23 protein-coding genes and 1 pseudogene are annotated in these 23,540 nt (G+C 56.8%); 15 read left to right on the top strand and 9 right to left on the bottom strand.

Annotation, left to right across the window (positions count from 1 at the left end):
• Position 1 precedes the first annotated feature (1 nt).
• From mauD to PSES9_RS0117180, 3 genes are read left to right on the top strand one after another with little or no spacing between them, the layout of a single operon-like run.
• Complete coding sequence (gene mauD / locus PSES9_RS0117170; protein WP_010489015.1) at positions 2–616, top strand: methylamine dehydrogenase accessory protein MauD; 615 nt, start codon at positions 2–4, stop codon at positions 614–616.
• Between the two features lie 18 nt (positions 617–634).
• Positions 635–1,156, top strand: a complete 522-nt coding sequence (locus PSES9_RS0117175; RefSeq protein ID WP_010489016.1) for a methylamine dehydrogenase light chain — start codon at positions 635–637, stop codon at positions 1,154–1,156.
• 7 nt (positions 1,157–1,163) lie between these two features.
• Positions 1,164–1,685, top strand: a complete 522-nt coding sequence (locus PSES9_RS0117180; protein WP_010489017.1) for a c-type cytochrome — start codon at positions 1,164–1,166, stop codon at positions 1,683–1,685.
• Between the two features lie 214 nt (positions 1,686–1,899).
• Here PSES9_RS0117180 and PSES9_RS25400 read toward each other — a convergent pair.
• The 6 genes and pseudogenes from PSES9_RS25400 to paaY form a co-directional block, all read right to left on the bottom strand.
• Positions 1,900–2,016, bottom strand: a pseudogene (locus PSES9_RS25400) (IS110 family transposase); the annotation flags it as partial.
• A gap of 165 nt (positions 2,017–2,181) precedes the next feature.
• On the bottom strand, positions 2,182–3,669 hold the full coding sequence (locus PSES9_RS0117190; RefSeq protein WP_010489018.1) for an aldehyde dehydrogenase family protein: 1,488 nt from the start codon (positions 3,667–3,669) through the stop codon (positions 2,182–2,184).
• 103 nt (positions 3,670–3,772) lie between these two features.
• Complete coding sequence (locus tag PSES9_RS0117195; RefSeq protein WP_036988315.1) at positions 3,773–4,171, bottom strand: c-type cytochrome; 399 nt, start codon at positions 4,169–4,171, stop codon at positions 3,773–3,775.
• Between the two features lie 305 nt (positions 4,172–4,476).
• Entirely contained in the window at positions 4,477–5,394 is a 918-nt protein-coding gene (gene feaR, locus PSES9_RS0117200) for a transcriptional regulator FeaR (protein ID WP_010489020.1), read from the bottom strand.
• A gap of 107 nt (positions 5,395–5,501) precedes the next feature.
• Positions 5,502–6,425, bottom strand: coding sequence for a phenylacetic acid degradation operon negative regulatory protein PaaX (gene paaX / locus PSES9_RS0117205; RefSeq protein ID WP_010489021.1), 924 nt, complete (start codon positions 6,423–6,425; stop codon positions 5,502–5,504).
• A 79-nt stretch (positions 6,426–6,504) separates the two neighbouring features.
• On the bottom strand, positions 6,505–7,101 hold the full coding sequence (paaY, locus tag PSES9_RS0117210) for a phenylacetic acid degradation protein PaaY (RefSeq protein WP_010489022.1): 597 nt from the start codon (positions 7,099–7,101) through the stop codon (positions 6,505–6,507).
• Between the two features lie 591 nt (positions 7,102–7,692).
• Between paaY and paaF the strand changes: the two genes are divergently transcribed.
• The 12 genes from paaF (at position 7,693) to paaZ (ending at position 19,974) form a co-directional block, all read left to right on the top strand.
• Positions 7,693–8,466: a 2,3-dehydroadipyl-CoA hydratase PaaF gene (gene paaF / locus PSES9_RS0117220; RefSeq protein ID WP_010489025.1), complete on the top strand. Its 774-nt coding sequence runs from the start codon at positions 7,693–7,695 to the stop codon at positions 8,464–8,466.
• Positions 8,467–8,506: 40 nt separating this feature from the next.
• Positions 8,507–9,298 carry a 2-(1,2-epoxy-1,2-dihydrophenyl)acetyl-CoA isomerase PaaG gene (paaG, locus tag PSES9_RS0117225; RefSeq protein WP_010489027.1) on the top strand — a complete coding sequence of 264 codons (792 nt, stop codon included), beginning with the start codon at positions 8,507–8,509 and terminating at the stop codon, positions 9,296–9,298.
• A 2-nt stretch (positions 9,299–9,300) separates the two neighbouring features.
• Positions 9,301–10,821, top strand: a complete 1,521-nt coding sequence (gene paaH / locus PSES9_RS0117230) for a 3-hydroxyacyl-CoA dehydrogenase PaaH (protein WP_010489029.1) — start codon at positions 9,301–9,303, stop codon at positions 10,819–10,821.
• Positions 10,814–11,263, top strand: coding sequence for a hydroxyphenylacetyl-CoA thioesterase PaaI (paaI, locus tag PSES9_RS0117235; RefSeq protein WP_010489031.1), 450 nt, complete (start codon positions 10,814–10,816; stop codon positions 11,261–11,263). The genes paaH and paaI overlap by 8 nt, the downstream gene beginning before the upstream one ends.
• On the top strand, positions 11,256–12,461 hold the full coding sequence (gene pcaF / locus PSES9_RS0117240) for a 3-oxoadipyl-CoA thiolase (RefSeq protein WP_010489032.1): 1,206 nt from the start codon (positions 11,256–11,258) through the stop codon (positions 12,459–12,461). The genes paaI and pcaF overlap by 8 nt, the downstream gene beginning before the upstream one ends.
• A gap of 96 nt (positions 12,462–12,557) precedes the next feature.
• A complete protein-coding gene (gene paaK, locus PSES9_RS0117245; RefSeq protein WP_010489033.1) occupies positions 12,558–13,868 on the top strand; it encodes a phenylacetate--CoA ligase PaaK in 1,311 nt (436 codons plus the stop codon).
• A gap of 212 nt (positions 13,869–14,080) precedes the next feature.
• Positions 14,081–15,073, top strand: coding sequence for a 1,2-phenylacetyl-CoA epoxidase subunit PaaA (gene paaA / locus PSES9_RS0117250; RefSeq protein WP_010489034.1), 993 nt, complete (start codon positions 14,081–14,083; stop codon positions 15,071–15,073).
• 21 nt (positions 15,074–15,094) lie between these two features.
• Complete coding sequence (gene paaB / locus PSES9_RS0117255) at positions 15,095–15,376, top strand: 1,2-phenylacetyl-CoA epoxidase subunit PaaB (protein ID WP_010489035.1); 282 nt, start codon at positions 15,095–15,097, stop codon at positions 15,374–15,376.
• 8 nt (positions 15,377–15,384) lie between these two features.
• Positions 15,385–16,140 carry a 1,2-phenylacetyl-CoA epoxidase subunit PaaC gene (paaC, locus tag PSES9_RS0117260; RefSeq protein ID WP_010489036.1) on the top strand — a complete coding sequence of 252 codons (756 nt, stop codon included), beginning with the start codon at positions 15,385–15,387 and terminating at the stop codon, positions 16,138–16,140.
• Positions 16,127–16,660 (top strand): 1,2-phenylacetyl-CoA epoxidase subunit PaaD, encoded by a 534-nt coding sequence (gene paaD, locus PSES9_RS0117265; RefSeq protein WP_010489037.1) that lies wholly within the window; start codon positions 16,127–16,129, stop codon positions 16,658–16,660. The genes paaC and paaD overlap by 14 nt, the downstream gene beginning before the upstream one ends.
• Before the next feature lie 25 nt (positions 16,661–16,685).
• A complete protein-coding gene (gene paaE / locus PSES9_RS0117270) occupies positions 16,686–17,762 on the top strand; it encodes a 1,2-phenylacetyl-CoA epoxidase subunit PaaE (protein WP_010489038.1) in 1,077 nt (358 codons plus the stop codon).
• A gap of 139 nt (positions 17,763–17,901) precedes the next feature.
• Positions 17,902–19,974: a phenylacetic acid degradation bifunctional protein PaaZ gene (gene paaZ / locus PSES9_RS0117275; RefSeq protein WP_010489039.1), complete on the top strand. Its 2,073-nt coding sequence runs from the start codon at positions 17,902–17,904 to the stop codon at positions 19,972–19,974.
• A gap of 134 nt (positions 19,975–20,108) precedes the next feature.
• Here the strand turns inward: paaZ and PSES9_RS23845 are convergent, their stop codons facing one another.
• The 3 genes from PSES9_RS23845 to PSES9_RS0117290 all read right to left on the bottom strand — a co-directional run bounded on the left by PSES9_RS23845 (position 20,109) and on the right by PSES9_RS0117290 (position 23,331).
• The gene (locus PSES9_RS23845) at positions 20,109–20,690 is read right to left on the bottom strand and encodes a hypothetical protein (protein WP_010489040.1); all 582 of its coding nucleotides are present in this window, start codon (positions 20,688–20,690) and stop codon (positions 20,109–20,111) included.
• 362 nt (positions 20,691–21,052) lie between these two features.
• Positions 21,053–21,718 (bottom strand): N-acetyltransferase, encoded by a 666-nt coding sequence (locus PSES9_RS0117285; RefSeq protein WP_010489041.1) that lies wholly within the window; start codon positions 21,716–21,718, stop codon positions 21,053–21,055.
• 194 nt (positions 21,719–21,912) lie between these two features.
• Complete coding sequence (locus tag PSES9_RS0117290) at positions 21,913–23,331, bottom strand: aldehyde dehydrogenase family protein (protein WP_010489042.1); 1,419 nt, start codon at positions 23,329–23,331, stop codon at positions 21,913–21,915.
• Between the last annotated feature and the right edge of the window lie 209 nt (positions 23,332–23,540).

A 23,540-nucleotide genomic window follows, 5' to 3' on the forward strand; every position in this document is an offset into this window, starting at 1 on the left:
TATGGAAGGCCTGATAGTATCCAACATTCTGCTCTGGGCACTACTGATCGCCCTGGCTTTTGCAATCATGGGCCTGGTTCGCCAAATTGGCGTACTGCACTCGCGCCTGGCGCCCGCTGGCGCACTGATGGTCGACAAAGGCGTCTCGGTCAATGAACCCGCGCCACAGGTAACAGCCGCCGACCGCAAGGGTCGCCCGGTGAACTTCGGCTACGCTGGCGAGAAAGGTCAACTGCTGTTCTTCCTCTCCCCGACCTGCCCTATCTGCAAATCATTGTTGCCGGCAATCAAGTCAATCGCCAAAGACCAGTCTGATCGTCTCGACGTGGTGTTTATCAGCGATGGCGACATGGATGCCCAGCAAAAACTGATCAGCGAGCACAAGCTTGAAGATGCCACCTACGTCGTCGGGCCAGAAGTGGGCATGACCTACCAGATAGGCAAGCTCCCATACGCGGCGCTGATCGACAAGGCAGGCATCCTGCGCTCCAAAGGCCTGGTCAACTCCCGTGAGCATCTCGACAGCCTGTTCGAGGCCGAGCATCTGGGCAGCGCCACCTTGCAGCAATACCTGCATGGCCAGAACCAGACCCAACCTCACACTCACGCCCACTGATAAGGAAAGGAGATCCCCATGAAACTACTCGACCTCCTGTTCGAACGCTCCTCCCGACATGTAGCGGACACCACCTCGCGACGTAAACTGCTCGCGCGCATGGGTAACCTGCTTGTGGCTGGCGCCGCCCTGCCACTGCTGTTGCCTATTGACCGGACTGGCAAGGCCTTGGCTGCCGAAGCACCGAAAGCCGGTGACCCGGGTGATCCCAATAGCTGCGACTACTGGCGCTATTGCTCCGTAGATGGCTTCCTCTGCAGTTGCTGCGGCGGCAGCGTGACAAGCTGCCCTCCAGGCACAGAAGCATCGCAGGTAAGCTGGATAGGTACATGCCGCAACCCGGCGGATGGCAAGGACTACATCATCTCCTACAACGATTGCTGCGGTAAGCACAGCTGCAACCAGTGCGCCTGCACCCGCAACGACAGTGAAGAGCCTGCCTATCGTCCGTTTAACAAAAACGACGTCAACTGGTGCCTGGCTTCTAAGTCACACATCTATCACTGCACGGTCTCGGTAATCCGTGGTGTTGCGGTCTAGGTCGGCCATGCGTCGCCTGCTGGTTGTCGGCTTGGCCTGCGCCCTGGTTGTTCCGACAGCCATGGCGCGCACCATACCGAGCCCCAACCAACGTCCAGCGCCTGGCAATGAGGAGCCACAAACCCCCATTGCCGAAGCAGGCTACAGCAATCACGTCAACTACGAGCTGCAGTGTGCTGGCTGCCACCTGGGCGACGGCATGGGCTCAAAGGCCAACGATGTGCCCAGGATGAAAGACTTCGTCGGCAATTTTCTCAAGGTCGAAGGGGGCCGCGAATTTCTGATTCGCGTTCCGGGCATGTCCATGTCAGCGCTCAACGATGCACAACTTGCGAGCCTGGTTAACTGGTTGATGCGTCCAGACGGCATGGCAGGCGCAAGCGTACCGGAGCACTTCAAGCCCTTTACCCGCGAAGAAGTAGCTGCAGTGCGCCACAAAGCCATGCTCAACCTGCCCGGCACACGGGCGAAACTGATTGCACAAATGCGCACTCAAGGCATCGAGATAAACGACGGCATGGACGACTGAGCACGCACCCAACTGCTTCTTTTCAGCCCTGCAAGGCACCTCTTTGCAGGGCTTTTTTTGTTGGGCGCCAAGCTGACCATTCGAGTTCGACTTCCATGGAACAGGGCCTGTACCGCCGAGCGTCCTGCCTACCGCTTGGCAAAGGTTTGATCGCACCTATAAAGCACTTTATCCAGCACCTTGACCTGCTCGTCCAGATTGACTAAATGTGCGCCGCGCGTGCGTCCATCACCACGATGCACGCTGGCAGGTTGGCGAAGAAGCGCATCATTTGCTGTAGTGAGAACATCTTGCGAAACATCTCCCGACAGGGCTTATCCTGGCCGTGCAGATGAAACCTGTGTTAGCCGAGGTCCATACCGGCCAGTGCCAAATAGCTCATGATGATGGCTTCTGGAATGAAAACACCCTGCGAAAGCATAGCCCTCGCAGGGTGTCTGGGTGACCATCTCATTAACCGCCAAACACCAATGGTTTTGGCAGTTAATAGCAGCGCTTAGTGGGCGATACAGACTGACTTGAGTTCCGTGTAGGACTCGATCACGGCACGACCAAACTCACGACCCATACCCGATTGCTTGACGCCACCGAATGGCATGTTCGGATCAAGCAGCACATGGGCGTTGACCCAGACAGTACCGGCATGAATCTTCGGCACAAGGTTCATCGCCTTGGTAAGGTCATTGGTCCAGAGGCTGGCGGCAAGACCGTATTCGCTGTCGTTGGCCATGCCAATGGCTTCTTCCTCGGTATCAAAAGGAATGACCGATAGAACCGGTCCGAACACTTCTGCCTTGGACACCGCCATGGCCTGGGTCACATCAGCCAGGACTGTCGGACGCACGAAGAAACCTGCTCCTTCAACAGGAGTCCCGCCTGTTACAACTCGAGCGCCATCAACACGAGCTTGCTCGATATGTTTTAGTACGCTTTGCTGTTGCTTGTGCGACACCAGAGGATTGATTGCTGCATTCTGATCAAGACCTGCGCCAATCGGCATGCCTGAAACTGCTGCCGCCAGGCCTTGGACAAACTCGTCGTAACGCGAGCGGTGCACATAGAAGCGCGAAGCCGCCGCACACACCTGGCCATTATTGAGCAAGCCACCAAGCAAGGCGCCCTCAATGGCTTTGCCAATATCGGCATCCTGCAGGATAACCATCGGATTCTTGCCGCCCAGCTCAAGCGCAAAGCGGGTCATGTTTTGCACCGCGGCAACACCAACGCTCTTGCCAACCGCAGTGGAACCGGTGAACGAAACCTTGTCGATACCAGTGTGCGCGGCCAATGCAGCACCAATATTGCCGCCACCGGTTACCAGGTTGAATACACCAGCAGGAATACCCGCCTCATAAGCCAACTCAACCAAACGCAGTGCAGTGAGCGGGGTTTCTGTCGAAGGTTTGATCACCATGGTGCAGCCGCATGCCAGGGCTGGCATCAACTTCCATGAGGCAATCATCAGGGGGAAGTTCCAGGGCACTATGCCAGCGACCACGCCCACCGGCTCACGACGCGCAAATGCAGTGAACTTGGCGCCTTCGGGAATAGGAATGGAGACGTCAAGCGTCTGACCTTCGATCTTGGTCGCCCAGCCCGACATGTAGCGCATGAACTCAACTGTCGCGTTGACGTCGAGCATGCGCGCCATATTGATCGATTTGCCCTGGCTGATGGTTTCCAGTTGCGCCAACTCCTCTGCGTGCTGCTCAACCATGGCGGTGAAGTTGAGCAAGATACGCTCGCGGTCCGCAGGACGCAGGCCAGACCAGACGCCTGCTTCGTGCGCCTTGCGCGCGGCAGCAACTGCTTGATCCAGTACATCCTGGTTTGCATCGGCAACAGTGGCGATAGTTTCGCCGGTTGCTGGATTCAGGACGGCAGACGTTGCGCCATCTGGCACTACCCACTGACCGTTGATGAAACAACCGTGCTGGCGTGCGAGAAAGGCTTTTACTTGCGGCAGTAATTCAACATGACTCATGTTACGACCTCATTATTCTTGACGGATGGGATAAATGGCGCGCGACTCAATCACCACGCCAGCCCGTAATGCGAGTTGAAGCTGGATAACGGAAAAGTGACCATCACTTCTGCAGGCTCAGGTAGCAGGCAACAGCGGCCCGCCCCTCGGCACTGTCCATGCCCATGTAAGGCATGTAGGTGCCCGGCACATCGGCCTGCGGCTGGGCGATGAACGCCTGGATGCTGTCGTTATTCCAGGGCCGCGCCCGGTCTTTCATGGCCTTCGAATAACTGAAGCCCTGCAGGGTGCCGGAGGTTCGCCCCACAACACCAAACAGATTTGGCCCCATCATGCCTTCCACGCCTTTTTTCGCGGAGTGGCATACAGAGCAATCGGTATCAAACAAGGTGTTGCCCTGCTGTGCCTGTTCGGCGGAGCAATTATTCGCGGCATGCGCGCCCTGCATTGCCAGCAGAAACACAAGCCCCGCCAAATGCAGGCTCAATCCAGTTTTTTGCATAACCCCAACACCTCGAAACAGAGCGCTGGCGCCATTGGCCAGCGTGAAATTCAAATACATGCCTCAATCATGCGGACAGTCCGGCGGTCCATATGAAGTAAGCGCAATGACACTCTGATTTTCACTGCTGGCACAGGTGCAGGGTTTTTCCTGCCTGCCATTCATGTTGGCAAGTCTGCCAATCCTTGGAACGCAGGTACGCGAAGACCTAGCGCAAGCCTGGCTAAAGCAGGCTGACTAAGTGCTGGAGAGAGGGAGCAACCGGATACAACCTGCAATCGGTGATGGATTACAGGAGCGCTGCATCAGTGGTGATATCGCTTGCGGTATTCACCAGGCGAAACGCCAAAACGGTTTTTAAATGCGGTTGAGAAATAGCTCGAGTCGGAAAAGCCCCAGGCATATCCGAGCGCCGAAAGCTTCTGCTCGGCACTGGAATGGCGCAGCGACTCGGCACAAAAATCCAGCCGCCGATTCTTGATGTATTGCGCAACCACCAGACCCTTTTTAGAAAACAGGCGGTACAGGCCACGCACCGACACACCCACTTCACGGGCCAGGAGTTCAGGACACAAATCGTCGCGACAGATGTACTCGTCAATAAAGCCGATGCACTTGCGGAACATCCGTTCGTGTACATCGACATCTGTTTCATCGCCGCCGATAACCGGACGTAGCAAGCTGACAATGGCATCCAGAGTGGCTTCGCTTTCGCAAAGACTCAGGCCCTCTTGCTGCGAAGCATCAAGCACCAGGCGGTTTGCCAGGGTTGCGATAGGCGAGCTGCCCGAAATTTTTTGCGCGCATTGCACACGACCAAAGCGCATGTTCTGCTCAACCATGCGTCGCGGCAGGATCAACGAAAGCTGGCGCGAGTTGTGTTCGTAGGTAAATTCGCTGGGCAGGGTGGCATCAATCAGGGTGATATCGCCGGGGCGCATGACCAGGCGCTTGCCTTCCTGCTCCATGTTCGCCTGGCCGTGCAACTGGAATGCTGCGTAGAAGTGCGAACCTTCACTTTGTTCCACTTCATGCCCGGTGCGATAAAGCTTGGCCTGTGCGACATCGACAAAACTGAGCTTTATGGCGCCGGCTTTATGCTCGCGCACTGCACCAAAAAACTCGCCGCCCAATGTCTTGGCGCGAAAGTTCCCACACACCTGATTAATGTGGGTCAACCATTGATCAAAGCTGTCAGCTCTTTGTGCGTATGCAGTCGCCATCACGCAGGCCTCACGTTTTTATTCTTGTTAGAGCGATCTACGTCACCCTAAAAATGTACAACAACACTTGATGAATCAAGCGTCGATATTAATACCACATTCTGTAGCTATTTCAGCCCACCAAAGCGCTGGTAAAACCCTTCTCCGACCTCTGGTAGCGGGCCATCGGCCGTTTTCAAACTGGTGTTGAGCCATTGCTCGGCCTTGCTGTAGATCAGCCGGTAGATATTTCGGCACAACTGGCGCGCTGCTCGCCCTTCCCAATCCCCCGGGAGTAGTTCATGGGGAAGCTGGGGGTCACGCAGCAATAACTTGCGGTATTCATGAATAAGCAATGTTCGCGCCAGGAAACAGTCGGAAGGCTCAAGCACTTCCTGCTCGCGCAGCACCTGCCACAGCGGCCGGAACATCTTGATGAACTCACTGTAGTGCGCAGCCAGTTCATTCATGTCCCAACTCTCGCGCACCTGCTTGCGCAGTGCCTTCGAAGCCAGCACATCCTGGGCCTTGGTCTCGAACATGATGGTGTCTTCGAGCACACCCAGTTCCTGCAGGCTGGTGGCGACATCACTGCGATCGCTACTCGGGCATGCCAGCATCAACGGCGAGATTGCACCAAAACCCTGCCACTCGAATTCCTCGCGCACCTGCTTGCGCTTTTCCGGGTCAAGCTGGGTCAGCAAAAGCAGGCACCAAGAACCATCCCAGGCTGGCAAGCTCGCGCTGTAGACACGCTTGAAGGCTTTTTCGAACCGCCTGCGACCCGCTCCGGTGAGGCTGTAATAGCTGCGCCTGCCTACTTTTTCGGCGGACAACCAGCCATCTTTTGCAAGCCGGAAAATAGAAGTACGGATCAGACGCTCATTTATCCCCATTGGCTCCAGCAACTGAATCAGACTGCCGAGCCAGACCGTGCCACCGTGCGGCTCGATCGCATCACCATACAGGGTGATGATCAACGAACTGGCACGGATGGGCGTCTGCTCCTGGAAGCGCGTGATCAGTTGTTGCAGCGGGGGTAAAGACGTCATACAGAGCCGACCTCGAAAAATGATGCCGAATATACCCGCTTGGCAGATAACCTGACTATCTTCAGCGCCGGCCCGTCAGTCACAAACTGTCATCCTTGGGCCGATAGGCTCCCGGTTGCAGGCGCGGGCGATTGCTCTCGACCTCTGACAAGGGTTGGCACTCGACCATTTGCTCAAGGCACCTTTGTGCCAATTGCTGATACTCACGCGTTCCCGCCAACTTCCAGGCCACCTCCTCATCGCTCAGGCGTCTCCTGGTTACGGCAGGCGCCCCCATCACCAGCGACTGGGCTTCACAACTGAAGCCTGCCTTTACGAAGGCCGCTGCAGAAACGAATGAATTTGCCGCGATGACAGCACCATCCATTACCACTGCATTCATGCCGACCAGCACGTTTTCACCAATGCGGCAGCCATGGAGTACAGCGCCGTGTCCGACATGACCATTGCGCGCAATCACTGTGTCGCTATCCGGAAAGCCGTGCATCACGCAGGTGTCCTGAATATTGGCGCCCTGCTCCAGCAGTATCCTGCCGAAATCCCCCCGCAGACTGGCCAAGGGGCCGACATAACAACCGGGGCCAATGACCACATCACCAATGAGCACGGCCGTTGGGTGTACGTAGGCGGTGGGATCCACCACCGGCCTCAGCCCGTTAATGCTGTAGCACGGCATCGCTGCACTCCCTGATCCAGAAATGTCGGCGACTTTGCGCCGCCCCAAAGCACGGAATAACCAAAGCGTCCGACTGCTGCTGCACTGACGCAGGCTTGGCCGGCGCGCTACCTGACGAGGCATTAGCGGCTTCTGAAGGGCTGGCAGCCTGCAAGACCTGATCAAGCAAGCGGCGATGCCTGTCCAATTGAACCTCGGCGCTGGATGTAGCAGAGGAATGCATAAATGAAATCCTTGCGCAGTGAAAGCAACATGCCATTAGCTGCTTTTTTATATTTTTTGTATCAGATCAAAATTCAAGCACAAAAACAACAATTGTGTATCACTTAAAGCCTAATCAAGGCTTACACAGCTCCTTGACCCGATAAATCCTGGCCTATAGAGCCTGATAACAGCGGCTCTATACGAGTACCTGGATGGACCCATTCCAAATTTAAGACACAAAAAAAATATATTTTCATATTGTTTTGTATCGCTTCATACGTATACTCGACTCATTCTCATCGGTAGCGCGCCAGTTCCTGTACCTGCCCGAGAACCTATAAAACCAACAATCACCCGGCTACTGCCGTGCACCATGAGGACAGCTACATGCCTCAAATGTTGAAAGTCACTCCGACCGAACACGGCGTAAGACTTATCACCCTGCATCGTCCAGAAGCGATGAACGCCCTCAATACACAGTTGCTGGGTGAACTGGCAGCAGAACTTGCAGCCGTCGAACAAGACCCGGGCACCCGCGTAGTGGTACTGACCGGCAGTCGCAAGGCATTTGCTGCCGGGGCTGACATTAACGAGATGGCCGAGCGCGATCTTGTCGGCATCCTCAACGACCCACGCGTAAGCCACTGGCAAGCCATCAGTTCATTTAGCAAGCCGCTTATAGCCGCAGTAAATGGCTTTGCCCTTGGTGGTGGATGCGAGCTGGTGATGCATGCGGACATCGTTATCGCCGGCGAAGATGCGCGCTTCGGCCAGCCAGAAATCAATCTTGGAATCATGCCCGGAGCCGGTGGAACCCAGCGCCTGCTTCGGGCTGTCGGTAAGTCACTGGCAATGCAAATGGTGCTTTCCGGTATCGCCATTGATGCACGCCACGCGCAGCGCGCAGGCCTGGTCAGCGAAGTCACCCAACCCGAACTGACCATCGAGCGCGCTATCGAGCTTGCCCGCCTGATCGCCCAAAAGGCTCCACTGGCGGTACGCCTGGCCAAGGAAGCCCTTCTCAAGGCGCAAGACACAGACCTGGCCAGTGGCCTGCGCTTTGAACGCCACGCGTTCACGGTATTGGCTGGCACCCAGGATCGCGAAGAAGGCATTTGCGCCTTCCAGGAAAAACGCCGGGCGAACTTCACCGGCCAATAACTGCAGCCCTCCCCAAGGTTTTACAGAGAGCGTTACTGTAATGAGTTTCGAACATATCTTATTTTCAATCGACAATGGCGTTGCCACGCTGAGTCTCAATCGGCCGGGACAACTCAACAGCTTCAATACACAGATGCACCTTGAAGTACGTGAAGCGTTGAAACAGGTGCGCGCCAGCGATGAAGCCCGGGTGCTGCTGCTTACAGGCGAAGGCCGGGGCTTTTGTGCAGGCCAGGATCTGAGCGATCGCAACGTTGCACCAGGCAGCGCCATGCCGGACCTGGGCGAGTCGATCGAGAAATACTACAACCCTATGATTCGCACGCTGCGCGACCTGCCAATGCCGGTGATCTGCGCCGTTAACGGCGTAGCTGCAGGCGCGGGCGCCAATATCCCACTAGCCTGCGACCTGACCCTTGCAGCGCGCTCGGCCAGTTTCATCCAGGCTTTCTGCAAGATTGGCCTAGTGCCCGACTCTGGCGGTACCTGGAGCTTGCCGCGCCTGGTTGGCATGGCCAAGGCCAAGGCGCTGGCCTTGCTGGGTGAGCGTATCAGCGCAGAACAAGCCGAGCAGTTGGGCTTGATCTATCGGGTGGTCGAAGACAACGAACTGCGCGATGAAGCACTCAAGCTGGCACGCCACCTGGCCACCCAGCCAACCTATGGCCTGGCGCTGATCAAGCGCGCGCTCAATGCAAGCATGCACAACAGTTTCGACGAACAACTCGAACTGGAGCGCGACCTTCAACGCTTAGCAGGCCGCAGCGAGGACTACCGTGAAGGCGTGAGTGCCTTCATGAACAAGACCACGCCGCAGTTCAAGGGTAAATGAGCATGCAAGCACTCAACACCCAAGCCTTGATCGCTGTTATTGGTGCCGGTGCAATGGGCGCAGGCATTGCCCAGGTTGCGGCGCAGGCGGGCCATCAGGTCAGGCTGTTCGATATGCGCGATGGCGCGGCTGGCGAAGCAATTGCCAATATTGATCGACAACTGGGCAAGCGGGTTGCCAACGGCAAGCTCGATGCCCAAGACCGCGCCGACATTGTCGCCCGCCTGCGACCTGCCGACTCGATCGAAGCGCTGGCTGATTCGCATCTGGTCATCGAAGCGATTGTCGAAAACCTGGAGGTTAAACGCGGCCTGTTCACTCAGCTCGAAACCTTGTGCAGCGCCGACTGCATTCTGGCCAGCAACACCTCTTCCCTGTCGATAACCGCGCTGGCAGCCGGCATGCAGCATCCGCAACGGGTGGTCGGCATGCATTTTTTCAACCCGGCACCGGTAATGGCGCTGGTTGAAGTGGTTAGCGGACTGGCAACGGCCCCGGGTATAGCCCAGTGCGTACACAGCACAGCCGCCGCCTGGGGCAAAAAACCCGTGCACACACGCTCCACTCCCGGCTTTATTGTTAACCGCGTGGCGCGGCCGTTCTATGCCGAAAGCCTGCGCGCCCTGCAGGAAGGTGCTGCAAGCAGCGCAACGCTCGATGCACTGATGCGTGAAGCCGGAGCATTTCGCATGGGTGCATTCGAGTTGACCGACCTGATCGGCCACGATGTCAACTATGCGGTTACTTGCTCGGTGTTCAACGCCTATTACAACGACATGCGCTTTCAGCCCTCACTGGTACAGAAAGAGCTGGTCGACGCCGGTCACCTGGGCCGTAAAAGTGGCCAGGGCTTCTATAGCTACGCAGCCGATGCAGCAAAGCCTGCAGCAGATGAACTCAGCGCCGCCAGCCAGGTAGTAGAGAGCTGCGTTCTTGAAGGCTCGCTCGGCGCTGCACAAGGCTTGATCGGACGTATCAAGGCTGCCGGCGTCAAGGTCATCGAACGCGACGGCAGCGGCGTGTTACGTGTTGGCGACGCCGTTGTTGCCCTGTCAGACGGGCGCATGGCTTGCCAGCGCAGCCTACAGGATGGCCACCGCAACCTGGTGCTTCTTGACCTGGCCAAGGACTACAGCAAAGCGACTCGTATTGGCCTGGCTTGCGCCCAAAACACCAGCCGCGAAGCCCTGGACCAGGTGGTCAGCCTGTTGGCGCGGTGCTCAATCAAATCCAGCCTGCTGGCCGATATTCCCGGATTGGCGGTTATGCGCACTGTCGCCATGCTGGCCAACGAGGCTGCCGATGCCGCATTGCACAATGTAGGCACGCCCACCGATATCGACCTGGCCATGTGTGCAGGCGTCAATTACCCAATGGGGCCACTGGCCTGGGCTGATGAGATTGGCCTGCCTGCCGTGTTGCAGACACTCGACAACCTGCAGCGCGCCTATGGCGAAGAACGCTATCGCCCTTCCCTGTTACTGCGCCGCAAAGTTGCCGAAGGGAGCCGCTTCCATGACTGACCAGCCTGCTATCTCACTGGCCCAAGCCTGCACTGAAAGCCTGTTCAACCGCGATATAGCCAGCCAGCGCATGGGCATGCGCGTGGAGCAAAGCGGCCCCGGCACCGCCGTGGTCAGCATGGTTGTGCGTGAAGACATGATTCAAGGCGTCGGCACCTGCCATGGCGGCTACTTGTTTGCCCTGGCCGACTCGGCCTTTGCCATGGCTTGCAATACCTATAACGAAACCACAGTCGCGCTCGGCTGCAGCATTGACTACATCGCTCCTGGATTTGTCGGCGACACACTCAAAGCCCATGCCGTCGAGCAAAGCCGTGGTGGCCGCACCGGCAATTATGACGTGCGAATTGAAAACCAGCAGGGCGAGCTGATCGCCCTGTTCCACGGAAAATCCTACAAAGTGCGCGGCACGGTACTCGCGCAGGAGATTGCACATGACTGACGCCTTGATTATTGATGCAGTGCGAACCCCCATCGGACGCTATGCCGGCGCCCTGTCCAGCGTGCGCGCCGATGACCTGGGCGCCATCCCGATCCGCGCCCTGATAGAACGCAATCCGCAGGTCGATTGGTCGAGAATCGATGATGTGATCTATGGCTGCGCCAATCAGGCTGGCGAGGACAACCGCAACGTTGCCCGCATGTCAGCACTGCTCGCCGGCCTGGCGGTCACAGTGCCGGGCACCACTCTCAACCGTCTTTGCGGCTCGGGCATGGACGCTATCGGCAATGCGGCTCGTGCCCTGCGCTGCAACGAGGCTGGCCTGATGATCGCCGGTGGTGTCGAGTCCATGTCGCGCGCGCCCTTTGTCATGGGCAAATCCGACCAGGCTTTTGGCCGCTCTGCCGAACTCTTTGATACCACCATTGGCTGGCGCTTTATCAACCCGCAACTGCAAGCGCGGTTCGGCACTGACTCGATGCCCGAAACCGCCGAAAATGTTGCCCAGCAGTTCGCAATCACCCGCGAGGATCAGGACGCTTTTGCATTGCGCAGTCAACGACGTGCAGCCGCCGCACAAGCCAATGGCCGCCTGGCGCGGGAAATCGTCCCGGTGCGCATTGCCCAACGCAAAGGCCCGGAAAAGGTAATAGAGCAAGACGAACATCCGCGCGGCGATACCACAGCCGAACAACTGGCCAAACTGCGGGCGCCTTTTCGCGAAGGTGGCAGCATTACCGCCGGTAATGCTTCCGGGGTCAACGATGGCGCCTGTGCCCTGCTTCTCGCCAGCAGTACCGCCGCCCAGCGTCACGGTCTCAAGGCTCGCGGGCGAATTGTCGGCATGGCAACCGCGGGCGTCGAGCCACGCATCATGGGTATAGGCCCGGTACCCGCCACCCGCAAGGTACTGGAGCTCACCGGCCTGTCGCTAAACGATATGGACGTTATCGAGCTCAACGAAGCCTTTGCAGCACAGGGCTTGGCGGTGTTGCGCGAGCTCGGCCTGGACGATGATGACACCCGGGTCAACCCCAATGGGGGCGCCATTGCCCTTGGCCATCCACTGGGCATGAGCGGAGCTCGCCTGGTCACAACTGCCCTTAACGAACTGGAAGATCGCCAGGCTCGCTATGCGCTTTGCACCATGTGTATTGGTGTCGGCCAAGGCATCGCCATGATCATTGAACGCCTGTGATCTGGCAGGCCTAGCCCAAGTATCCCGATGCGGCTACGCTGCCTCAAGTTTCAGCAGCCTGGCTTGCTGTCACACAAAAATAAATAGAGTGATGTCATGAATATGAACGCCCAACATGCCTTGCTTGATCCGGTCGAAACCTACAGCATCGATGCCCTGCGCCAGCATCAGCTCGAGCGCATGCGCTGGAGCCTTAAACATGCCTACCAGAATGTTCCGCTCTATCGTCAGCGCTTCGATGAACTGGGCGTACACCCCGACGACCTGAAAACCCTGGATGACCTGGCCAAGTTTCCCTTTACCGGCAAAAGTGATCTGCGCGACAACTATCCATTCGGCATGTTTGCTGTACCTCAATCCGAAATAGTTCGGGTACACGCCTCCAGCGGCACCACCGGCAAACCAACAGTGGTTGGCTACACCCAGAACGATATCGACACCTGGGCCAATGTGGTTGCCCGCTCGATTCGTGCAGCAGGCGGCCGACGCGGCGACAAGGTGCACATCTCTTACGGTTATGGTCTTTTCACCGGTGGCCTGGGTGCACATTACGGTGCCGAGCGGCTGGGTTGCACCGTGATTCCGATGTCAGGCGGACAGACCGAGAAGCAAGTCCAGCTGATTCGTGATTTCCAGCCGGACATCATCATGGTCACGCCTTCATACATGCTCAACCTGGCCGACGAAATTGAACGCCAGGGCCTCGATCCGCACAAGCTCGCATTGCGCTTGGGAATTTTTGGCGCCGAGCCATGGACTGACGAACTGCGCCGCTCCATTGAACAGCGCCTGGGCATCACGGCGCTGGATATCTACGGCCTGTCTGAAATCATGGGGCCTGGCGTCGCCATGGAGTGCGCCGAAACCAAGGATGGCCCAACCATCTGGGAAGATCATTTCTACCCCGAAATCATCGACCCGGTAACAGGCCAGGTACTGCCAGATGGCCAACTGGGTGAGCTGGTGTTCACCTCCCTGAGCAAGGAAGCGCTGCCAATGATCCGCTACCGCACGCGCGATCTCACTCGCCTGTTGCCGGGCACAGCGCGCCCGATGCGCAGGATGGACAAGATCACCGGTCGCAGTGACGACATGCTGATTATCCGGGGCGTCAACGTATTCCCGACTCAAGTTGAAGAGCAGGTTCTAAAAATAAAACAACTTTCCGAGTTTTATGAGATGCATCTGTATCGCAATGGAAATCTTGATAGCGTTGATGTACTGGTCGAGCTGCGCCATGAGCTCGATGGCATGGATGAAGCCCAGCAGAAGCTGATCGGCACCGAACTGGCCAAGCAGATCAAGACCCATATTGGCATCAGCACGCGCGTCGTCATCAAGCCATTCAACAGCCTGAAACGCTCTGAAGGCAAGGCTTGCCACGTCATCGACAAGCGTAGCGCATAAGTTATCCAAGTATCCCTGCCCCGCTTATGCGGGGCTTTTTTTTGCCTGCGCAAAGCATTGGCCGCCCTCTCCTGCGCTCGCCATCGGTCGGATCACGCCTGCAGAAAGCAAAAAATCAATTACGACACATTAATTATTGTTTGATATTTATTTGTGTATCATTTAAAAATACACCCACGAACATAGCCCAAAGTCATAGCTGGAGGCACAGCATGTACGCACAACTCGTTGAGACCGGCGTCAAACGTCTCAAGTCATTGGACGAAATGGAGCCTCAGGAGCGCGCCTTCCAGGAACGCATCGACGCAGAGATCAAGATCGAAGCCAAGAACTGGATGCCTGAAGCCTACCGCCAAACCCTGATCCGCCAGATCTCCCAACATGCCCATTCTGAAATCGTCGGCATGCTTCCTGAAGGCAACTGGGTAACCCGGGCGCCAACCCTCAAGCGCAAACTGCAATTGATGGCAAAAATCCAGGACGAAGCCGGCCATGGCCTGTACCTGTACAGCGCCATGGAAACGCTGGGCGCGGACCGCGATGAAGAAATCGCCAAGATGCACAACGGCAAGGCCAAGTACTCCAGCATCTTCAATTACCCGACCTTGAGCTGGGCCGACATGGGTGCGGTTGGCTGGCTGGTAGACGGTGCAGCCATCGTTAACCAGGTGGTACTGCAGCGCACCTCATACGGCCCCTACTCGCGGGCCATGGTGCGTATCTGCAAGGAAGAGAGCTTCCACCAGCGCCAGGGCTATCAAATGCTCCTGACGATGATGCAAGAAGGCACCCAGGCACAGAAAGACATGGTCCAGGATGCAATCAACCGCCTGTGGTGGCCGTCGTTGATGATGTTTGGCCCAAGCGACGAGCATTCACCGAACAGCGCGCAGTCGATGGCCTGGAAAATCAAACGCCAGAGCAACGATGAACTGCGCCAGCGCTTTATCGACCAGACAGTACCGCAACTGGAATTGCTTGGCTGCACCGCACCTGACCCGGACCTGAAGTGGAACGCCGAACGCGGCCACTACGACTTCGGTGAGATCCAGTGGGATGAATTCTATGAAGTGCTCAAAGGCAACGGCCCTTGCAATCAGGAGCGCGTAAACCAACGCCGCAGCGCCATCGAGAATGGCGCCTGGGTTCGCGAAGCTGCTGTCGCCTACGCCCGCAAACAACAACTAAAACGCGACGTCGCCTGATCGCGCGAGGAGATTATTAGCATGTCTGACTGGACCCTTTTCGAAGTTTTCGTGCGCAGCAAGCACGGCCTCAACCACAAGCACGTCGGCAGCGTACACGCCGCTGATGCAGCCATGGCGCTGGAAAACGCCCGTGAGCTGTACACCCGCCGCAACGAAGGTGTAAGCCTGTGGGTTGTGCCCTCGGCAGCCATTACCGCCTCTGCGCCCGACGAGAAAGAACCGCTATTCGACCCCTCGAATGACAAAATCTATCGCCACGCCAGCTTCTACGAGTTGCCGGCTGAAGTCGGCCACATGTGAGGTTGCGGATGAACGATGATCTGATCCAATACTTGCTGCGCCTGGGTGACAGCGCACTGATCCAGGGCCAACGACTATGCGAGTGGTGCGGCAATGCACCGGCTCTCGAAGAAGAACTGGCCCTGATGAACGTCGGCCTGGACCTGATAGGCCAGGCGCGCAACTGGCTTGAGTACGCAGCCCAATTGCTGGACGACGGGCGCACCGCAGATGACTTGGCCTTCGGTCGGGATGAGCGGGCATTTCGCAACCTGCTGCTGGTTGAGCAACCCAATGGCGATTACGCCGTGACCATGACCAAACAGTTTCTCTACGATGCCTGGCACCTTGATGTCTTGCAGCAGTTGTGTGGCTCCAGTGACGAGCGCATTGCCGGTATAGCTGCCAAAGCCTTGAAGGAAGTGACCTATCACCTGCGCCGTTCGAGTGAGTGGGTACAGCGCCTGGGAGACGGCACTGAAGAGAGCCACAAGCGCATGCTGGCCGCCATCGAACAGGTCTGGCGCTTTACGGTAGAACTCAGCGCTGGCGACGAAATCGAGCAGCGCCTGGCTGAAGCAGGTATCGGCGCCGACCACAACAAGGTCGCGCAAGCCTGGCTGGCCCAGGTTAGCCAAACGTTCACGCTCGCCACCCTGCCGGTGCCCACGGCAGCCAAGCATTTCTACCTGAGCGGGCGCAAAGGCCTGCACACCGAGCATCTGGGTTTCATTCTGGCGGAAATGCAGTACCTACCGAGGACCTATCCAAATGCAACCTGGTGAGCTGATCACCAGTGACCAGGGCGCCCGCCCAGGCTCAAGCGCTGATATCGCCGAGGCCTGGGCAGTGCTGGCCGAGGTCATGGACCCGGAAGTACCGGTGGTCAGCGTGGTCGACCTGGGCATCGTCCGCGAGGTGGGTTGGCAGCAGGGCCATGTGCACCTGGTGGTGACGCCCACCTACTCCGGCTGCCCTGCTACCGAAGTGATCGAAGACGATATTCGCCAGGCCCTGGAACAGGCTGGCTTTGCCGCGCCCATGCTCGAGCGCCGCCTTGATCCGGCCTGGAACACCGACCTGATCACTGAACAGGGCCGCCAACGCTTGCGTGCCTACGGTATCGCCCCGCCGGTTGGCAGCAGCAATAAGCGCAGCTTGCTCGGCGAAACAGAAGCGATCTGCTGCCCACAGTGCAGCAGCCCCAACACAGAACTGCTCAGCCAGTTCGGCTCGACCGCCTGCAAGGCGTTGTACCGTTGCCGTGACTGCCTGGAACCTTTTGATTACTTCAAGTGCATCTGAGCGCAGCCATCGCCGGAGAACAATAATGAGCAAATTCCACAATCTGAAGATCAAAGACGTCCGCCCCGAGACGCGCGATGCAGTTTCGATCGCCTTCGATATTCCCAGCGAGCTGCGCGACGAGTTTCGCTTCACTCAAGGCCAGCACTTGGTGATGCGCACCCAGATCAATGGTGAGGAGGTGCGTCGCTCCTACTCCATTTGTACAGGCATTAACGATAACGACCTGCGCGTGGCGATCAAGCGTGTTGGTGGCGGGCTATTTTCTTGCTATGCCAACGAGACGTTAACAGTCGGGCAGAGCCTCGAAGTCATGCCGCCCAGTGGCTCATTTCATGTCGATCTGGACCCTGCGCGCCACGGCAACTACCTGGCCGTCGCAGCCGGCAGCGGCATCACGCCGATTCTATCGATAATCAAGAGCACCCTTGAAAGCGAGCCGCACAGCCACATCACCTTGCTCTACGGCAACCGTTCCAGTAACTCGACGCTGTTCCGCGACCAACTGAGTGACCTGAAGAACCTCTACCTGCAACGTTTGAACATCATCTATCTGTTCAGCCGTGAGCAACAGGATGTCGACCTCTACAACGGCCATATCGACGCCGAAAAATGCGCGCAGTTCTTTAAACAGTGGCTGGACGTCACCACACTCGACGCAGCCTTTATTTGCGGCCCGCAAGCCATGACTGAAACCGTGCGCGAGCAGCTCAAAGCCAATGGCATGCCAACCGAGCGCATCCACTTCGAGCTCTTTGCCGCCGCTGGCAGCGAGCAAAAGCGGCAACAGCGCCAGGCCGCAGCAGCCGTTGACAGCGCCCTGTGCCAAATCACTGTCACCAGCGATGGCCACAGCAAGTCCTTCGAATTGGCGCGCAACAGCCAGAGCATTCTCGACGCCGCCAACGCCCAGGGCGCGGAACTGCCTTACTCGTGCAAAGCCGGCGTGTGTTCGACCTGCAAATGCAAAGTCATCGAAGGCGAGGTCGAGATGGACAGCAACTTTGCCCTGGAAGACTACGAAGTCGCGGCAGGCTACGTACTCTCATGCCAAAGCTACCCACTCAGTGAAAAAGTCGTGCTCGACTTCGACGAACTTTAAGCGCCGTCGGCGGCACGCATCCAACGCCCCGCAGATGAATCCAGTCACCTGCTACTCATTCGCTGCAGCACTCGCGACTCATACTCGCAGTTGCACAACCGCCTGATTGATCGGGCAGTCATGTATTTGGAGAGCTCAAATGTCTCAGCAAAGCATCTTGCAAAGCTTTATCGGTGAACGCTGGATTGGCCAGCACGCAGCAAAATCCCTGCGTAGCGCCATTAACGGCCAGACCATCACCCACACTCACGAAGAGTCACTGGACTTCGCTGAAGCAATTGCATACGCACGCCAACGCGGCATCAACGAATTGATGGCGATGGACTTCCAACAACGCGCACAACGGCTCAAGGCGCTGGCCAAATACTTGCTCGAACGCAAAGAAGAGCTCTACGCCCTGTCCCACCACAGCGGCGCGACCCGTGCCGACAGCTGGATTGATATCGAAGGGGGTGCGGGAACCCTGTTCACCTACTCGGGTATCGGTGTGCGTGAAATGCCCTCGGGCAATGTTGTGCACGAAGGTCCGGCGATGCCGCTGGGCAAACTCAACACCTTTGCCGGCAGCCACATCCTGGTCCCGCGCGGCGGCGTTGCCTTGCATATCAACGCATTCAACTTTCCGATCTGGGGCATGCTGGAAAAATTTGCCCCAAGCTTCCTCGCCGGAATGCCATGCATTATCAAGCCAGCCACCGCCACCAGCTATCTGACCGAGGCAGCAGTGCGCATGATGCACGAATCCGGCCTGCTTCCAGCCGGAAGCTTGCAGCTTGTTATCGGCAGCACGGGCGACTTGCTTGACCGCATGGAAGGCCAGGATGTTGTGACCTTTACCGGCTCAGCCGACACAGCAGCCATGCTACGTGTAAACCCGAACCTGATTCGAAACTCGGTGCCATTCAACGCCGAGGCAGACTCATTGAACTGCGCAATCCTGGCTCCCGAAGTCACACCGGACGACCCGGAATTCGAGCTGTTCATCAAAGAAGTTGCCCGCGAAATGACAGTAAAAGCAGGGCAAAAATGCACCGCGATTCGCCGCGCCATCGTACCGGCCAAACACCTTGATGCAGTTGCCGAAGGCCTGCGCGCACGCCTGGCTAAGGTGGTTGCCGGCGACCCATCGGTTGAAGGCGTACGCATGGGCCCCCTGGCATCTCACGCACAACAGGCCGACGTTGCTGAACGTATACAGGCACTGCTTCAGAGCAGCGACATGCTACTGGGCGCCCAAGACGGATTTTCACCATTGGGTGAAGGTGTTGGTGAAGGTGCTTTCTGTGCACCAACGCTGCTGCTCCCCCGCGATCCAAACGCGGCAGGCGGCGCCCACGACATCGAGGCCTTCGGCCCGGTCAGCACGCTGATGACGTATGACGACATTGATGAAGCAATTGCTCTGGCCGCGCGCGGCAAAGGCAGCCTGGTGGCCAGCCTGGTGACCAAGGACCCACAGGTCGCTGCGCGTGTCGTTCCCGCTACTGCTGCGCTGCACGGCCGCCTGCATATACTTGATCGAGAGTCCGCTGCTGAATCTACTGGTCACGGCTCACCGCTCCCCATGCTCAAGCATGGCGGTCCAGGGCGTGCTGGCGGCGGCGAGGAGTTAGGCGGTCTACGCGCCGTCAAACACTATTTACAGCGCACCGCGGTGCAAGGTTCGCCAAGCATGCTGATGGCCGTTACCGGCGAGTATGTACGCGGCGCCAAGGTCTATGAAACAGAAGTCCATCCGTTTCGCCGCTACTTTGAAGAACTGAAGATCGGCGAGTCGCTGCTGACCCACCGCCGCACCGTCACAGAGGCTGACCTGGTCAACTTTGGTTGCTTGTCTGGCGACCATTTCTACATGCATTTCGACGATATTGCAGCCAAGGAGTCGCAGTTCGGCAAGCGTATTGCGCATGGCTACTTTGTACTGTCGGCGGCGGCTGGCTTGTTCGTATCGCCGGGTGTAGGCCCGGTTCTGGCCAACTATGGCCTGGATACATTGCGATTTATCAACCCGGTTGGCATTGGCGACACCATTCAAGCGCGACTGACCTGCAAGCGCAAAATCGACCAGGGCAAGACCAGCCCCAAAGGCGAGCCGCAGGGCGTAGTAGCCTGGGACGTAGAGGTGACGAACCAGGAAGGTGAACTGGTTGCCAGCTACGACATCCTGACCCTCGTGCTCAAGCGCAATGGAGCTCAAGCGGATAAAACCTGATATTGAGCCAGTAAAAAGCCCGCGAGCAGATAACTTGCGGGCTTTTATTGTCGAGCCAATAGTTTTCAGCAACGCTATGCAACAGCGCCCACGCCAGCACCTGACTGACACGCCCGGTGGCGGCTGCCACGCACTCAAACAAACTGACTGAACTGAGCAGAATCACCAGAACCTAATGCATTTTGTCCAGGCATCCTCTGCGTCTGCCAAGGGTTGGACATCTGGCTTTCACTGCCACCACTGATTGCCACCTGTGACCGCTCCTTGATGCGCTGCACTATCTTCTCTTCGATGGCCGACTGCTGCTCCGGCGGCATGGCATCCAGCTCTTCCTCGGTCAGCCCTAATTCTTTGAGAATGCTGTCGCGCATCTTCTCGGCAGGCGTCATCTCCATGTATTTCCTGAACTCTTCGCGCGCCACACTCCCGCTGTCAGCCAGGCTTTCAGCTAGGGAGCTGCCAACCACGCTACCTGAAACCATGCCATTGCCTGCGTCTTGCAAACCTAGTCTGAGCCTGGCGAATCCTTCGTCAATCGCTTGCGCAGCCTGAAATGACTGATCATTGATTTCACGCTGGCGCGTGGCGGGCTCTTGTGCGTTGGCCTTGGGCAGGGAAAACAGCGCCTCCTCGCGAAATGCGCTCCGACTTCTCGCACCAAGGGATGAAATATCGCTGTAGCCTCCCAGAGTACCTATGCCTTGGATCGTACTCATTACCTCCTCCTTAATCGTATGCGCAATATGCGCCCAGGCAAGAAAGCAAAATCTGCACCAAACAAATAAATCATAATACTTACAACTAATTAACTCAGAGCCCAGCCGTATAACCAAGAAAAAGCGGCAAAACAGCGCCGTTCAGAGGCAAAGCCTTGCCGCCACCAACTTGGAACATGGTGGACCTTGGTAGGCTATACAGAGTATTCAATATGCTTGAGCAGCAGTTCCAGTTGATTATCCAGTCGCGGAAGAACCGCAGATAAAATCGACGAAATGATGAAAGCTGCTCAAGCAGGCTAAGTCATGGGGGCAAAGCGCAACCACTTACTTTATACAGCCTGTTTATAGTTGCGCAGGGATTAGCGAGACGAGGTATCCTGAATCTTTCCGAACAGCTCATCCCATAACCGTCGAACAGACACCGTCATATTTTCATAGTGAACCGGTAAGAGTTCAGTTCTTTCGATGTAATGCTTCGCATATATAATTTCATTGATATGTTTAACGCTGCCTTCGATCATTTCCCTATCGGAAAAAGGCAGTATTCCAACAGCCCTGAACCCGTCACGTTCAAGCATTGCCTGCATACCCTTGGACTTAAGGGTGACAAATGAATAGGCCATGGCTGAGCCCAGATAATCGGCAAGTGCATCCATGATGTAACCCGCGAATAAAGAAGCGCCGGTTCTTCTATGTTCGGGCGCACAAACGCCATACCGGCCCAGCAACGTCAGGTTATCATCGTTTTTCTCAATGCAGATCGCCGCCATGATTCGTCCATTGTAGCGCCCTACATAGACAACAATATCCCGTTCAAGCTCTCCCTTCAGGTATACACGCTGCTCATAAAATGAAACATCACTGTAATACCTACCTGCGCCTACTGCCAAATCCGGGAACCACTGACGCATCCCATCAATTAACTCAGGCAGGTCGGCTCTCGCCAACTGATCATATGCATAATCGACCGGGGTAACCGTATCCGGTGGCAAGTCACTCAATAGTGGCCACTGTTTTTTACTCATGACTATTTCTCGCTCTAGATTGTGAACGCCTGTTGGTAATACACGAACTGAAACCAACCGCTTAACAATTAAAATCAGACGATGTGCTTAATATCTAATCGCAGCGGTGTATCTGATGTATTTCAGCAACCCAGTGCTGTGTAAGTTGTTGTATGCATCTGTGGTTTCACTAACAACTACTCAAGCCCTGCCCGCTAGCCGAATGCAACAGTTTTGGCTTCCAGGAAAGACTCCAGGCCAAATACGCCAAACTCCCTACCGACCCCGGATTGTTTAACGCCGCCGAAAGGCGCCAGCAGATCTGGCACTATCCTGTTGATCAACACCGTCCCGGCCTGGAGTTGGCCGGCGATGCACTGGGCACGTTCGAGATCCGCCGAGAACAGATATGCCTGCAATCCATAAGTGCTGGCGTTTGCGATAGCAATGGCTTGCTCCTCGCTGTCGTAGGTGAAAATGGATAAAACCGGCCCGAAGATTTCTTCACGGGCGATATCCATATCCATATTTACGTCGGCAAAGACAGTTGGCTGCACAAAGAAACCTTGGTCCAAACCCTGAGGTTTGCCTGTACCGCCCGCAATCAAGGTGGCGCCCTGCTCCAGGCCGCGGCAGATGAAGTGTTGCACCCGCTCGTATTGGGCCCGATTGACCAAAGGGCCAATAGTCGTGGCTGGATCTTGCGGATTACCAACGACCAGCGCATCAACCAACGCCTTGAGCCGCTCGCTCACTTCATTTAATCGTCGACGTGGCACCAGCAGGCGTGTGCCGGCAACACAGGCTTGCCCGTTGTTCATAAACGCAGCATTCAAGGCGAGTGGGATTGCCACGTCAAAGTCTGCATCCTCGAGCACGATCGCTGCCGACTTACCAGTTAAAGACAAACTCACCCGTTTCATGGTTTCTATACCAGCGTGAGCAATAAGCTTGCCGGTCGGCGTAGATCCAGTGAATGAGATTTTCGCCACATCAGGACTTGTACTCATTTCGTCGCCTACATCGCTGCCACGCCCAAGCACGATATTAAAGACCCCGTCAGACAGCCCCGCACGATCAAGGGCATGAGCCAGCACTTGCGTCTGGACCGCGCTCAACTCACTGGGCTTGATCACCGATGCGCAGCCAGCTGCGATGGCAGATGCCAATTTGCTGCAAATGGTGCCGGCGGCGCTGTTCCAGGGAGCAATCAAACCCACCACGCCAACAGGTTCCATGAAGACCCTCGCCCCACCGATTGAACGCACCAACTCGTACTCCTCAAGGGTTTGCGCAGCATTGGCGAAGGACTGCGAAGCATATTGACTCACCCATTGGGCCCGAGCCAAAGGTGCGCCGTACTCTTCGATCGCACTGTCTCGCAACTCATCGGTGCTGGCCAATACAGATGCCTGGAGAGACTTGAGCATGTCGATACGCTGTGCCTTCGTGGTACAGGCCAAAGCCCCTTGAGCACGCTTAGCCGCAGCGATGGCCTCAATTGCATCGTCACGATTGGCGAGCGTGGCTGTAGCGATATTCGACTCGGTTGCCGGATTGATGCACTCCACCACTTCAGATCCCTGCACAGTGACAAAGCGACCGTCTATGTAAGCCTGATTGATCTTGGACATACGGGTTACCTATGCTTGTCGGGGGATAAACACTGATCCACTTCAGCACCACCGAGGCTTGGATGTGTTGAAATATGGACGCGTTATTTCGGGAAACGCTGCTTGCTGCAATAGGTCTGACTGAGTTGGATATGCCTTTGCTTTCAGACCAAACTCCTGACCTGCAACCGCACGAAAACAGCCCCGCGCAATCAGGCAAGTGCTATTTA

The sequence above is a fragment of the Pseudomonas sp. S9 genome (genome assembly GCF_000222125.1).
In the GTDB taxonomy this organism is placed as follows: Bacteria; Pseudomonadota; Gammaproteobacteria; order Pseudomonadales; family Pseudomonadaceae; genus Aquipseudomonas; species Aquipseudomonas segetis.